The 13,383-nt window shown below is 73.1% G+C and carries 11 protein-coding genes; 7 read left to right on the forward strand and 4 right to left on the reverse strand.

Features of this window, described 5'->3' with window-relative positions; genetic code table 11:
* Positions 1 to 67 precede the first annotated feature (67 nt).
* From FNX44_RS15415 to FNX44_RS15425, 3 genes are all read right to left on the reverse strand, one after another.
* Positions 68 to 1,738, reverse strand: a complete 1,671-nt coding sequence (locus FNX44_RS15415) for a hydantoinase B/oxoprolinase family protein (protein ID WP_143648822.1) — start codon at positions 1,736 to 1,738, stop codon at positions 68 to 70.
* Complete coding sequence (locus FNX44_RS15420) at positions 1,735 to 3,795, reverse strand: hydantoinase/oxoprolinase family protein (protein ID WP_143648823.1); 2,061 nt, start codon at positions 3,793 to 3,795, stop codon at positions 1,735 to 1,737. The genes FNX44_RS15415 and FNX44_RS15420 overlap by 4 nt, the downstream gene beginning before the upstream one ends.
* Before the next feature lie 163 nt (positions 3,796 to 3,958).
* Complete coding sequence (locus FNX44_RS15425) at positions 3,959 to 4,204, reverse strand: hypothetical protein (protein WP_143648824.1); 246 nt, start codon at positions 4,202 to 4,204, stop codon at positions 3,959 to 3,961.
* Between the two features lie 127 nt (positions 4,205 to 4,331).
* Here FNX44_RS15425 and FNX44_RS29710 point away from each other — a divergent pair, with 127 nt between their 5' ends.
* On the forward strand, positions 4,332 to 5,195 hold the full coding sequence (locus tag FNX44_RS29710; protein WP_143648825.1) for a (2Fe-2S)-binding protein: 864 nt from the start codon (positions 4,332 to 4,334) through the stop codon (positions 5,193 to 5,195).
* Between the two features lie 79 nt (positions 5,196 to 5,274).
* On the opposite strand, the gene FNX44_RS15435 is transcribed toward FNX44_RS29710, so the two are convergent.
* On the reverse strand, positions 5,275 to 6,300 hold the full coding sequence (locus tag FNX44_RS15435; RefSeq protein ID WP_143648826.1) for an ABC transporter substrate-binding protein: 1,026 nt from the start codon (positions 6,298 to 6,300) through the stop codon (positions 5,275 to 5,277).
* A gap of 82 nt (positions 6,301 to 6,382) precedes the next feature.
* On the opposite strand from FNX44_RS15435, the gene FNX44_RS15440 reads away from it, so the two are divergent.
* The 6 genes from FNX44_RS15440 to FNX44_RS15465 all read left to right on the forward strand — a co-directional run bounded on the left by FNX44_RS15440 (position 6,383) and on the right by FNX44_RS15465 (position 13,381).
* Complete coding sequence (locus tag FNX44_RS15440; RefSeq protein ID WP_323369368.1) at positions 6,383 to 7,438, forward strand: FecCD family ABC transporter permease; 1,056 nt, start codon at positions 6,383 to 6,385, stop codon at positions 7,436 to 7,438.
* A complete protein-coding gene (locus FNX44_RS15445; protein ID WP_323369370.1) occupies positions 7,435 to 8,562 on the forward strand; it encodes a FecCD family ABC transporter permease in 1,128 nt (375 codons plus the stop codon). Before FNX44_RS15440 ends, FNX44_RS15445 begins: the two co-directional genes overlap by 4 nt.
* Complete coding sequence (locus FNX44_RS15450; RefSeq protein ID WP_143648828.1) at positions 8,559 to 9,440, forward strand: ABC transporter ATP-binding protein; 882 nt, start codon at positions 8,559 to 8,561, stop codon at positions 9,438 to 9,440. Before FNX44_RS15445 ends, FNX44_RS15450 begins: the two co-directional genes overlap by 4 nt.
* Positions 9,441 to 9,725: 285 nt before the next feature.
* Positions 9,726 to 11,072, forward strand: coding sequence for a diaminobutyrate--2-oxoglutarate transaminase family protein (locus FNX44_RS15455; RefSeq protein WP_143648829.1), 1,347 nt, complete (start codon positions 9,726 to 9,728; stop codon positions 11,070 to 11,072).
* Positions 11,069 to 12,649, forward strand: a complete 1,581-nt coding sequence (locus FNX44_RS15460; protein WP_143648830.1) for a pyridoxal phosphate-dependent decarboxylase family protein — start codon at positions 11,069 to 11,071, stop codon at positions 12,647 to 12,649. Before FNX44_RS15455 ends, FNX44_RS15460 begins: the two co-directional genes overlap by 4 nt.
* A gap of 123 nt (positions 12,650 to 12,772) precedes the next feature.
* Positions 12,773 to 13,381: a GNAT family N-acetyltransferase gene (locus tag FNX44_RS15465; RefSeq protein ID WP_143648831.1), complete on the forward strand. Its 609-nt coding sequence runs from the start codon at positions 12,773 to 12,775 to the stop codon at positions 13,379 to 13,381.
* Positions 13,382 to 13,383 lie beyond the last annotated feature (2 nt).

Here is a 13,383-nt window from a genome sequence, read left to right on the forward strand (position 1 = left end):
CCCCCTGACCGTTGGGGGCGCCGAGACCGCCCGGGTGCCCCGCCGTACGCGCGGCGGGGCACCCGGCTCAGCGCCCGTAGGCGCGGCGGGCGTGCCCGGGTGTCACATGCCGGTCCCGCACGTCCGCCTCGACGCGCGCGGGGTCGCGTTCACCGGCCGGGCCGTAGCCACCGCCGCCGCCCGTCTCGCAGCGGACCACGTCCCCGGCGCGCAGCGCCAGCCCGTTGCACTTCAGCAGCCGCCGCTCGTCCGCCCGGCCCGGGTTGATCGTCACCCGCGGCCCGACCGCGTCGCCGCCCCCGAACAGCCCCCAGGCGGGCGTCACGGACCGCTCGAACCACAGCGAGACCGTGCAGTCGGCCAGCACCTCGTACTCCCGCACCACCCCGTTGCCGCCGCGCCAGCGACCCGCGCCGCCGGAGTCCGGCCGGAAGCCGTACTCGGTGATCCGCACCGGGAAGCGGGCCTCGACGACCTCCACCGGCAGGTCCTTGAGCGAGCCGTTCACGTTGTTGATGAGCGCGTCCTGGCCGTCCGACCCGTGCCAGGCGCCCCAACCGCCCAGCGTCGCCTCCAGGCTGACGTAGTCGCGGTCGCTGCGCGGGTCCCGCCCGGCGAACATCACGATCATCGAGTCGCCGTGGCTGGCGGCAGCCACCCGCTCGGGCATCACCGGCGCCAACGCCCTGGCGACGAGGTCGATGAGCAGCCCGAGATGGGAGAAGTACCACTGGCAGGCCGCCGGTGCGACCGCCCCGAACACCGAACCCTCGCGCACCTGGACACTCAGCGGCCGGAACGAGCCGCCGTTGCCCGGCACGTCCGGGCTGACCAGCAGTTTGTAGCCGACCCGGCAGGCGGAGACGGCCTGTGCGGCACCGCAGTTGACCGGCCCGACCGTCTGGTCGGCGGACTCGGTGACGTCGAAGTCGACGTCCGTGCCGCTGACCGTGATCCGCAGTTTCACCGGGACCGGGGCGGCCAGGTCGATGCCGTCGTTGTCCAGGAAGCCCTCGGCCGTGTAGACGCCGTCCGGGATCGCTCCGATGACCTCCCGCTCCAACTGCTCGGTCTGCCGGAAGATCTCGTCCCGCGCGGCCCGCAGCGTGGCCAGCCCGAAACGCTCGACCAGCTCGGCGAGCCGCGTCTGGCCCATGCGGATGGTGGCGATCATGGCGTTCATGTCGCCGGTGGTGGGATAAGGGAAGCGCACGTTCCCGGCGATGGTGTCGGCGATACCGGGCACCGGGACACCGCCCTCGACGAGCTTCTGGGGGCCCATGCGCAGGCCCTCCTGGAAGATGTTCACCGAGTCCATCGACCCGCCGGGGTCCTTGGAGCCGACGTCGATCCAGTGCGCCCGGGTCGCGGTGAAGCCGGCGAGTTCACCGCCGGTGAAGACCGGGCCGAAGATCGTCACGTCGTTGAGGTGGGTGCCGCCGAGGTAGCTGTCGTTGAGGATCCACACGTCGCCCGGGTGCCAGGCGTCCCGGCCGAACCGCTCCTCGGTCGCCTTGGTGCAGCTCTCCAGGTTGCCGAGGAAGATCGGCAGCCCTGCCGACTGCCCGAGCACCTGGTGCTCGTCGTCCAGCAGCGCCACGACGCAGTCGCCGCACTCGTAGATGATCGGGGTGTACGCCGAACGCATCAGGGTCGCGTTCATGTCCTCGGCCGCCGAGATCACCGCGTTGCGGATGATCTCCACGGTGACCGGGTCCACGGTTGTCGCCGTGCTCACTTGGCCTCCTCGCGTATGACAAGCGAACCGCCGGCGTCCAGCCCCACCCGGTAGCCGGGCGGAACCACGGTGGTGGCGGTCGGCTCCTGGACGATCGCGGGGCCGCTGAACTCGTGTCCGCGGCGCAGCGCGTCCCGTTCGACGATCCGCGCCGGGTACTCGGCACCGTCGAACACCACACCGCGGGTGCGGTGGGGGAAGTCCGCCTCGGCATCGGGCACCGTCTCCGCGGGCGCCCCGTCGAGCGCGCCGAGCGCGGTGACGCGCAGCGCCACGAACTCCAGCGGCGCCCCCTTGTTGGAATGCCCGTAGCGGGTGTGGTGCTGACGGGCGAACCGCTCGGCGATGATCTCCGGGAAGTCCGCGAGCAGCGGCTCGTCCGGACCGGTCAGCGGGACGGTCAGGGTGTACTCCTGCGCGGCGTAGCGGATGTCGACCGCGCACTCGGTGCGCCGCCGGTCCCGGGGCACGCCCTCGCTGTCCAACGCGTCCAGCGCGGTGCGGGCGGCGGTGGACAGCCGGTCGGCCATGTCGCGCGGGTCCACGTCGGCGTCCAGCCGGAAGAAGGGCTCCGCGAAGTCCCGGCGGATCTCGGTCTCCAGCATGCCCCAGGCGGAGAACGCGCCGGGGAAGCGCGGCACGACCACCTCGGGGATGCCCAACTCCCTTGCCAGGAAGACGCTGTGCATGGGTCCGGCGCCGCCGAAGGCGACCAGCGTGAACTCGCGCGGTTCGATGCCGCGGGCCACGGTGATCGTGCGGATCGCCTGCGCCATCTTGGCGTTGGCGACCTCGCAGACGCCCTCCGCCATGCCGACCGCGTCCAGTCCCAGCCGCTTGCCGAGGGCGCTCAGCGCCTGCTCGGCGGCAGCCGCGTCGAGGTCGAACTCGCCGCCGGCGAAGCCGCGTTCGTCGATCCGGCCGAGTAGCAGGTTGGCGTCGGTGACAGTCGCCTCGGTGCCGCCCCGTCCGTAGCAGGCGGGCCCCGGCGCGGCACCGGCGGAGCCGGGCCCGACGCGCAGTCCGCCGGCCTCCTCCCAGGCGAGCGAGCCGCCTCCGGCGCCGATGGTGTGGATGTCGACCACGCTCATCAGCACGGGCAGGCCCTCCAGCCGGGCCTCGGAGGTGACGTCCGGGCGCCCGTCCACGACGAGGGAGACGTCGAAGGAGGTGCCGCCCATGTCGACGCAGATGAGGTTGTCGCGGCCGAGCGCGCGGGCGAGCGCGACGCCGCCCATGGTGCCGCCGACGGGTCCGGACAGCAGCGTCTGGAGCGGCCGGTGACGAGCGGTCTCGGCGGTGATGACGCCGCCCGAGGACTGCATCACGTGCAGCGGCACGGCCACCCGGTGGTCGGCCAGCACACCGGTCAGCGAGGTCAGGTAGCGCCGGACCACCGGGCCGATGTAGGCCTCCAGCACGGCGGAGGAGGTGCGCTCGTACTCCCGCCACTCGTTGGCGGCCTGGTGGGAGAGCGAGATCGTCACGTCCTCGCCGAGTTCCGCGCGCAGGATCTCGGCGGCGCGCAGTTCGTGCGCCGGGTTGGCGTGGCTGAACAGCAGCCCGACGGCGATCGCCTCGAAGCCCTCGGCGCGGTAGCGGCGGGCCGCCTCGCGCACCGCGTCCTCGTCCAGCGGTTCGATCTCCCGGCCCGCCGCGTCCAGGCGGCCGCCGACGGGCACGATGTCGCGCAGCGGGACCAGCGGCTCCGGCTTGCGGTAGTGCAGGTCGTACAGCCGGGTACGGGGGCCGCGCGCGATGTGGTACGTGTCGGCGGCGTCCTGACCGGCGAGCAGCAGCACCCGTACGCCGCGCCGCTGGAGGAAGGCGTTGAGTCCCTGCGTGGTGCCGTGCACCAGGAAGGAGACGTCGGCGGGGGAGGCCGGCGGGCCGTCGGACCCCGCCAGTACCGAGGTGAGTGCGGTCATCACCCCCTCGGTCAGGTCGTGCGGAGTCGTGGACGCCTTTCCCGCCCGGTAGCGTCCCGTCCGCTCGTCGTAGACCACGACGTCGGTGAAGGTGCCTCCGATGTCCATCGACACCCGCAAGCCTGTCATCCAGAGCCCCTCGTTTCACTGCGGTCAGCAGGCACAACGGGGCCAGGCTAGGTGACGGCCGTCAACTTCGCCGAGGTCCAGGGCGGTTACCGGCCAGCGCGGCCAAGAGGCGGCCGGAAAGGGCCGGTTGACAGCGAGACGGAACGGGGTGGCGGCCGCCGGGTCAGGGGGAGAGGCCCGAGTGGGGGAGGCGCTGCCGGCGACGCCAGGTGGCGTAGTCCACGAGGGAGGACCACTCGTCGTCCACGTCGCCGGGTACGGCTCGGCGCTCGGCTGCCCACTGCCGGGCGAGGGCCGTGAAGATCGGAGTGGACGCGGTCTGGTGAACCGTTTCTTCGTGCTCCGGGCCGTTCGCCGGCTGGCGGTGGCGGCGCCGGGCCAGGTTCTGCGGTGTGCTGGTGGAGGTCACACAACAGACAACGCGTCCGAACGGATTCGGTCACGGTCCTCGACCGAGCCGCCGGGTGGGTCTGTCGCCCGGGCACCGGAGTGCCTAAGGTTAGCCTTGCCTGTCACTCCACCCCCCGAGGTTTCCCGTGCTCGCCGCATCCCACGCCACGGTGACGGCGGCCGATCCCGGCCGGCCGCCCACCCACGACGCCCTGCTCACGCAGATGTACCAGCCGCTGGCCGCGCTCTTCCCCCCGCTCATACTGCGCACCACCGCCGATCAGCCCACGCCGGGCGCACTCACCGCGCGCGGACTCGCGGAACGGCCGCAGGTGCCGCGGGCGCTGGCCGAAGGGGCCGCCGAGCGGCTGGCCGCGACGTTCGGCCGTCGCCCCCGAGAGGACGTCGCGGCCGCCGAGGCGCTGCACCAGTACGCGTTTGTCGCCTGTCTGACGATGAGCGGGCCCTGGCACCTGCAACGGCGGGTGCCGCACCTCTCGCCGGACGCCTTCGCCCTGGATCTCGACGCCCTCGTGGTGACGGTCGCTCCGGAGCGGGTGACCTGCTTGCCGGGCGACCCGGCCGAGCACCTGCCCGGAGTGCGGGTGGTGGCCGACGAGGCGGCCTTGCGCCGGGAGCTGAGAGCGGCGGTGCGCGACCATCTCGGCCCGGCGCTTCAGGCCTTCGGCCCGCTGCTGCGGCGCGGCCCACGCGGGCTGTGGGCGCTGGCCACCGACGAGTTGGCCGAAGGGCTCGCGCATCTGGGCGGGCTGCTCGGTGACCGGGCCGCCGGAGCGCGGGCGGCCAACTCGCTGCTTCCGGGCGGCACCCCGCCCTACGCGGGCGCCGCCGACTACCGCCTCCCGCCCGCCGACGTGACGACGGCCGGTGAGGCCGAGGCGTGCGAGCCGCCCGCCGAGCCGACCCGCGTCCGGGCGAGCTGCTGCCTCTACTACACGCTCGCCCCGGACCGGCTGTGCGCCGGCTGCCCTCGGACACGCCGGAACTGACGCCCCGGAAGGCGCCCGCACACCCGCGCCCACCGGCAGCCGGCCGTCGGCCGGAGCACCGGTGGGCGCGTGAGGGGCGTCAGCCGCGCGCGGCGTCGACCTTGTAGGTCTTGGCCACGTCGTCCAGCACCGACTCGGCGCCGTACAGGCCGACCGCGAGCATCCAGGTCACGTCGTCCATCTCGTGGATCTCGCCGTCCAGCTTCTTCCACAGCGGGTTGGCCTGGTACTTCTGCTTGCTCTTCTCCGAGGCGCCCTCGGGGTCGGGGTAGGCGGTGACAAAGATGTCGTCCGCGTCGACCTTCCGGATCTCCTCCTCGGAGATGTCGGCGTTGAAGCCCTCGCCGCGTGCGTCCTTCGGCTTGTCGAACCCGAGGTCGTTCACGATGACACCGATGTAGGTGTCCTCCTTGTACAGCCGCGTCGGGCCGTCGACGAACCGCACGACGGAGACGGTCGGGTTGCCGCCGCGCTCCTTGCGGACGCTGTCGCCGATGGCCCTGGCGCGCTTCTCGAAGGACTCGACCTTCTCCTTGGCGAGGTCCTCCTTGCCGAGCGCCTTGCCGACCAGCTCCAGGTTCTCCTTCCAGGTCGCGCCGGTCGTCTCGGTGAAGACGGTCGGCGCGATCTCGTTGAGCTGCGAGTACAGCTTCTCGTGGCGGACCTTGGCGGAGAGGATCAGGTCCGGCTTGAGCTTGATGATCTGCTCGAGCTTCGGCTCCTCCAGCAGGCCGACCGGAACGGCCTCGCCGCCGTACTTCTTCGCGTCGTCGCCGAAGTAGGCGGGCAGCTTCTCGTCCGGGCTGGCGAACGTGGTGTAGCCGACCACCTCGGACTCGAGGGCCAGCGCGGCGTCGACGAACGTCATGTCCAGCGCGACGATCCGCTTGGGCTGCTTCTTGATCTCGGTCTTGCCCATCGCGTGGTCGACCGTGCGCGGGAAGGCCGAGCCCGTCGCGTTCTTGTCGTCACCAGGGGACTTGCCGCCGTTGTTGTCCGTATCCTTGTCCGAGCCTCCGCCGCAGGCGGCGGTGGCGAGCACGGCCGCCGTGACGGCTGCGGCGCCGACGGTCCGGCCGAGGCGGGTGAGCCAACGGGCTCTCATATGAGGGTCCCCTTTCTTACGGGATTGCGCGGCCTAAGCTTAGGCTGGCCTAACCTAACCTATGGCGCCGCGGAGGGACATCGTGATCGAAGCGCTATCTGCGCCGCCCGCAAAACGGGCGAAGCGGCAGATCGCGTCAAACCGGACCCGCAGACTGTGGGGCGGACTGGCCGCACTGCTGGCACTACTCGCGCTGACGCTCCTGCTGAGCCTCGCGCTGGGCGCCAACCCGCTCACCCCGACACAGGTCTGGCACGGCCTGTGGACCCCCACCGGGGAGGACGGCGACATCATCGTCCGGCGCCTTCGGGTGCCCCGGACCGTACTCGCGCTGGTGGCCGGAGTCGCGCTCGGCGTCGCCGGCGCGCTCATGCAGGGGCACACCCGCAACCCCATCGCCGATCCCGTGGTGCTCGGCATCAGCGCGGGCGCCGGCATGTGCGTGGTCGGCTCCATCTTCGTACTCGGCGTCACCAGCCTGTACGGCTACATCTGGTTCGGCTTCCTCGGCGCGGCGGTGGCCAGTGCCCTGGTGTACCTCGTCGGCACCCTCGCCAGGGGAGGGGCGACACCGGTCACCCTCGCGTTGGCCGGCGCCGCCACCCACGCCCTGTTCACCGCGCTCGCCGCCGGCATGGTCATCATGGACCGCGCCGCGATGGACACCTACCGGTTCTGGACCGTCGGCGCGGTCAACGGCCGCCCGCTCGAACTCACCACGCAGATGGTGCCGTTCATCCTGGTCGGCTTGCTGCTGGCGGCAGTCAACGCACCCGGTCTGAACGCGCTGTCGCTCGGTGAGGACGTGGCCCGCACGCTCGGCGTCAACCTCGGCACGACCCGGGCCGTCGGTATGGTGGCGATCACCCTGCTGACCGGCACCGCCGTCGCGGTGTGCGGGCCGATCGGCTTTGTCGGGCTGGTCGCCACCCACATCGCGCGCCACTTCACCGGCCCCGACTACCGCTGGATCCTCGCCTACGCCGGGCTGTTGGGCGGCGCCTTGGTGCTTGCCGCCGACACCCTGGGCCGACTTGTCGCCCGGCCCGGGGAGCTGGAGGTCGGCATCATGCTGGCACTGATCGGCGGCCCGGTCTTCATCTACCTCGTTCGTCGCAGGAAGCCGGTGAGGCTGTGAGCGCCACCACCCGACCCACACCCGTGAAGGAAGCGGTCCCGCCGCCGGAGGCCGAACTCCCGGTGGTGCCCGGACGGCGACCGCTGCGGCTCGGCCCGGTCTCCACCGTCTGGCGGCCCAGGGCGGCGCTGGTGCCGCTGCTCATCGCGGCCGCCGTGTTCGCCGGAGTGGTGGTCAACGTCGGACGCGGCGACATCGAGGTCCCGGTGCCCGACATCGTCGCCGTGCTGCTGGGCGGGGGCGACGGCGTCGACCGCCTGGTCATCATGGAGATGCGGCTGCCGCGTTCCCTGGTGGGGGTCCTGGTCGGCGCCTCGCTGGCGCTGGCCGGCGCCATCTTCCAGAACATCGCCCGCAACCCGCTGGCGAGTCCGGACATCCTGGGCATCACCACCGGCGCCGGGGTGGGCGCGGTCGCCGTCATCGTCGGAGCCGGCGCCTACGGCGGCCTCAGCGGCGTCCTGGCCGACGTCGGCATCCCGTTGGCCGCGGTCATCGGCGGACTGGTCACCGCCGTGGTCATCTTCCTGCTCGCCGTACGGCGGGGGCTCAGCGGCTTCCGGGTCCTGCTGGTCGGCGTCGGCGTCAACGCCGTACTCGGCAGCGCGCTGTCCTGGATGCTGGTGAAAGCGAACATCGTGGACGCCGGACGCGCGCTGATCTGGCTCAACGGCAGCCTCAACGGCGCCAACTGGGAGCTGGTCCGGCCCGCCGCGCTCGCCCTGCTGGTGCTGCTGCCGCTGGCCCTCGGACTCTCCTTCCAACTGGGCGCGCTCGCCTTCGACGAGGACACCGCGCGCGGTCTGGGCGTGCGGATGACCGCATCCCGGGCCGTCCTGCTGGCCACCGCCGTACTGCTCACCGCGACGGCAACCGCCGTCGCCGGACCCATCGCCTTCGTCGCGCTGGCCTGCCCGCAACTGGCGCTGCGCCTGCTGCGCTGCGGCACCCCGCCGCTGCTCGGCTCCGCGCTGCTCGGCGGAGCGGTCACCGTCTGGGCGGACGTACTCGCCCGAAGCGTCGTCAGCGACGTCGAACTGCCGGTCGGGGTGCTCACCGCCGCGCTCGGCGCTCCCTATCTGCTGTACCTGCTCATCCGGAGCGGAAGGGGTCGTACCTCATGACACACACCCTCGACCACGACGACGTGCGGGACGGCGCACCGGCCGGCGCCGGGGCCCGCGAGGCCCGCGACCCCGAACGCCCCGGGGTGCGGCTGCGCGCCGAGCGGCTGAGCCTGGCCTACGGCGACCGCACCGTGGTGCACGAGCTCGACCTGGAGATCCAGGACGGCACGGTGACCGCCGTCATCGGCCCCAACGGCTGCGGGAAGTCGACGCTGCTGCGTTCCTTCGGGCGGCTGATGAAACCGCTGTCCGGCCGGGTGCTGCTGGACGGCGAACCCGTGCACACCCTGCCGACCCGCCGGGTGGCCGAGCGGGTGGGGTTGCTGCCGCAGTCCCCGGTGGCGCCCGAGGGTCTGAGCGTCGCGGACCTGGTGGCCAGGGGCAGGCACCCGCACCAGACCTGGTACCGGCGCTGGTCCTCCGACGACGAGGAGGCCGTCGCCCGCGCCCTGCGCAGCACCGGCACCTACGAGTTGGCCGAACGCACACTCGACGAACTCTCCGGCGGTCAGCGGCAGCGCGCCTGGATCGCCATGGCGCTCGCGCAGGAGACCGAGATCCTGCTGCTCGACGAGCCCACCAACCACCTGGACCTTGCGCACCAGGTGGAAGTGCTCGACCTGGTGCGCGAGCTGCACCGGGACACCGGTCGCACGGTCGTACTCGTCCTGCACGACCTGTCGCTGGCCGCCCGGTACGCCGACCACCTGGTCGCCATGAAGGAGGGCCGTATCGTCGCCCAGGGGCCCCCGGTCGAGGTGCTCACCGAGGAACTGCTCGCCGAGGCGTTCGGGCTGCGGGCCCTGGTGCGGTACGACGAGGAGATCGGCGCGCCGCTCGTCGTACCGCTGAGCAGGGAGCGTGCCCTGGCCTGAGGTGGTCTCGTTGATCACCGTGCGGTGCCCGGCGTCAGCAGTCGCTGCCGCCGGGCACCGCACGTTCGGGCCACAGCAGGGGCGCTGCGGGCCGGAGTTCGGCGTCCCGCCCGGTGGCTGCCCGGACCGGTCCGCGTCGACGGAACGAGGGGGCTGGCGTTGCACTCGATAGAGGTTAGGCTAACCTAAGTCAGGTCGTTGGGCGGCTCCGCCGAGCGTGTGGTTCGCCGCACCCGCCCATCCCGAACGCCTCCGTCCCGTCACCTTCGAAGGGCCACCGCAATCATGCTGCGTGCTCAACTCCTCGACCGCCAGGAGCGGCGCGAGTCCGCCGCTCGTACCTACGCCAGGACGCTGCCGGTCGCCCCGGTCACGGCACTCGGCGCGGAGGTCACCGGAGCCGACGGTCGGACCTATCTCGACTGCCTCTCCGGCGCCGGCACCCTGGCCCTCGGCCACAACCACCCGGCCGTCACCGGCGCCCTGCGCACGGCGCTCGACTCCGGTGCCCCGCTGCACACCCTGGACATGATCACTCCGCAGAAGGACGCGTTCACCACGGAGTTGCTGGTCCGGCTCCCCGGCGACCTGCGGGACCGCGCCAAGCTGCACTTCTGCAGCCCCGCCGGCACCGACGCGGTGGAGGCGGCCGTCAAGCTCGCCCGGGACGCCACGGGCCGCACCGGCATCGTCTCCTTCACCGGCGCCTACCACGGCATGACCCTGGGGGCCGCCGCCCTCTCCGGCCCCTCCCGGATGCGCGGCGGCTCGGCCGGGACCGGTCCCGCCGACGCCCAGCCGGTCACCCGGCTGCCCTACCCCTACGGCTACCGCTGCCCGTTCGGCCTCGGCGCCGAGGAGGGCGGCCGACTCTCCGCGCGCCTGCTGGAGAACTACCTCACCGACCCCTCCAGCGGCGTGGGCACCCCGGCCGCGGTGATCCTGGAGGTCGTGCAGGGCGAGGGCGGTGTCGTCGAGGGCCCGGACTCCTGGCTGCGGGAGATCCGCCGCGTCACCGCGGAGAACAACGTCCTGCTCATCATCGACGAGGTGCAGACCGGCATCGGCCGCACCGGCGACTACTGGGCCTGCGAGCGGGCCGGCGTCACCCCCGACATCCTGGTCACCTCCAAGGCCGTCGGCGGGGGGCTGCCGCTCGCGCTCATCGCCTACGACCCGGCCCTGGACACCTGGCGCCCCGGCGACCACACCGGCACCTTCCGCGGCAACACCCTGGCCATGGTCGCCGGCGAGATCACGCTGCGGACCGTCGCCGAGGAGCAACTGGCCGAGCGCGCCGCCAAGCTGGGCGGGACGATCCGGGCCGGACTTCGCGAACTCGCCCGCGAGCACCGGCACATCGGCGAGGTTCGCGGTCGCGGCCTGATGATCGGCGCCGAACTCGTCGACCCCGAAGGGGAAGCCGACGAGCTCGGCTCGCTGCCCGCCGCCCCCGAGTTCGCGTCCCGGCTCCGCGCCGCCTGCCTGGCCCGCGGCCTGATGCTCGAACTCGGCGGCCGCCGCGACAGCGTGCTGCGCCTGCTGCCCCCGCTGGTCCTCAGCGACGAGCAGGCTGACTCCGTACTGAACCGACTGTCCGACGCCCTCGCCGATGTGGAGCGTGCCGCGTGAGCCCTCACCCGAACCCCGCCGACCGTCCGCACGACCTCGCGGACCGGGACGCCACCGCCGTCGCCGCGGGCCCCGGCGACCCCCGCACCCTGCGCGCCCTGACCTCCGTCGCGCTCGACGCGCTCGCCGACGGTGCCGCCGCCCGCGGCGGACCGCTCCCGCACGGCGGACCCGACGAGGTGGCCGCCCGCACCCGGGCACTCATCAGCCCCGTTCTGCCGGAGGAGGGCGTCGGCGCCCAGGACGCCCTCTACGACGTCGTACGCGCGGCCGCCCAGGGCGCGGCCGACCCCTCCGACCCGCGCTGCGCGGCCCATCTGCACTGCCCGCCGCTGGCCATGGCCGCCGCCGCCGACCTCGCCGCCTCCGCCCTCAACCCCTCCATGGACTCCTGGGACCAGGCGCCCGCGGCGGCCGTCATCGAGGAGGCGGTCACCGCCGAACTCGCCCGCGTGGTCTACCCGGAAGCCGAGGCCGCCGACGCGATCGTCACCAGCGGCGGCACCGAGTCCAACCTGGTCGCCCTCCTGCTGGCCAGGGAACGGGCCCAGGCGCGCGGCGAGCGAACGGTGCAGGTGCTGGTCGGCGAGAACGCCCACCACAGCGTGCGCCGCGCCGCCTGGATCCTCGGGCTGCCCACCCCGATCACCGTGGACTGCCGCGCCGGCCGGATGCTGCCCGCCGCGCTCGACCGCGCCCTCGCCTCGCTGGGCGGCGCGCCCGCCCTGGTCGTGGCCACCGCCGGAACGACCGACGAGGGTCTGATCGACCCGCTGCCGCAACTCGCCGAGGTCGCCGCCGGGTTCGGCGCCGAACTCCACGTGGACGCCGCCTACGGCGGACCGCTGCTGTTCAGCCGCGACCTTGCGCCGCTGCTGCACGGCATCGAACAGGCCGTCTCGGTCACCTACGACCTGCACAAGCTCGGTTGGCAGCCGGTCGCCGCCGGAGTGCTGGCCGTGCGCGACCGCACCTCGCTCGGCGCGCTCTCCCTGCGCGCCGACTACCTGAACGCGGACGACGACACCGAGGCCGGACTGCCCGACCTGCTCGGCCGGTCCATCCGCACCTCCCGCCGCCCCGACGTGCTGAAGATCGCCACCACGCTGCGGGCGCTCGGCCGGGAAGGCGTCGGCGGACTCGTCGAACACTGCGTGGACACGGCACGGCGGTTCGCCGAAAGCGTGGACCGCCACCCGGCGCTGCGCCGCCGCGACGGAGACGCCGGCATCTCCACCGTGCTCTTCCGGCCCCTTGCCGCCGACGCCCTCGTGGACGAGGCGGGCGACGAGGCCGGGGACGCGCTGGTCGCCGCGATCCGCCGCGAACTGCTCGCCGAGGGCCGCGCGGTGCTCGGCCGGGCCGTCGCAGAGGACCACGACGGCGTCCGCCGACTGTGGCTCAAGGCCACCCTGCTGCACCCCCGGGCCACCGCCGACGACCTCCGCCCGCTGCTCGAACTCGTCGCCGAACGCGCCAGGTCGCTGGCCGAGCCACAGCCGGCGACCGCCGGTGACGCCGTCGCGGCCACGCTGCCGGGGCAGCAGGGAGCCGGGTTGGAAACGGTCTCGGTGTGATCTGACTCAGCTTTTGCCCGGCCTTCGTTCGTCCCCTCGAGACGCCCGCCCGACGGCGGACCGCCGCGCCGGGACGGGCGGTGAAAAGGCCGCCGACGACCCGCCCCCACCGAGAGGCCACTCATGTCCCAGTCCGTCGAGACCGCACCGACCAGACCCGACCAGGCGCCCCTCGCCAGCCTGCGCATACGCCGCCACGACGGCTCCGAGGTCGCCGCCGACCCGGGCCGTTGGGCCCGCGCCTACGAGCAGGTGTACGCGGAAGCCCTCGACCTGAGCGACCACAACGACCCGCCCATCGAGGAACGGCTGCAAAGCCACGCCGAACGCCCCGGCTTCGGCCTGCTGGCCGCCCTCGACGGGGACACCGTCGCCGGTTACGTCTACGGCTACACCCTCCAGCCGGACACCCTCTGGTGGGACGGTCTGACCCCGTCCCCGGCCGCCGAGTTCGTCCGCGAGGACGGCCGACGCACCGTCGGCGTGTGCGAGCTGCTGGTGGCCGCGCCATGGCGGCGCTTCCATCTCGGCGCCACCCTGGTCAGCGGCTTCCTCGCCGAACGCACCGAGCAGCGGGCCGCCGCCCTCATCGCCGAGACCAACAACGTGGTGCTGGGCCGCTACTCCGACTACGGCTTCACCCGTGTCGGAACCATGGAGCCCTACCCCGGCTGGCGCCCCCACCACATGATCGTCCGCGACCTGACCCACCGCCCCGCCGCCACTACCTAGCC

It is taken from the genome of Streptomyces alkaliterrae, from assembly GCF_007097205.2.
In the GTDB taxonomy this organism is placed as follows: Bacteria; Actinomycetota; Actinomycetes; order Streptomycetales; family Streptomycetaceae; genus Streptomyces; species Streptomyces alkaliterrae.

Bases quoted from the DNA above. Each gene is read 5' to 3' on its own strand.
- FNX44_RS15420 (WP_143648823.1), bottom strand. From the start codon at position 3,795: ATGACAGGCTTGCGGGTGTCGATGGACATCGGAGGCACCTTCACCGAC.
- FNX44_RS15435 (WP_143648826.1), bottom strand. From the start codon at position 6,300: ATGAGAGCCCGTTGGCTCACCCGCCTCGGCCGGACCGTCGGCGCCGCA.
- FNX44_RS15450 (WP_143648828.1), top strand. From the start codon at position 8,559: ATGACACACACCCTCGACCACGACGACGTGCGGGACGGCGCACCGGCC.
- FNX44_RS15455 (WP_143648829.1), top strand. From the start codon at position 9,726: ATGCTGCGTGCTCAACTCCTCGACCGCCAGGAGCGGCGCGAGTCCGCC.
- FNX44_RS15465 (WP_143648831.1), top strand. From the start codon at position 12,773: ATGTCCCAGTCCGTCGAGACCGCACCGACCAGACCCGACCAGGCGCCC.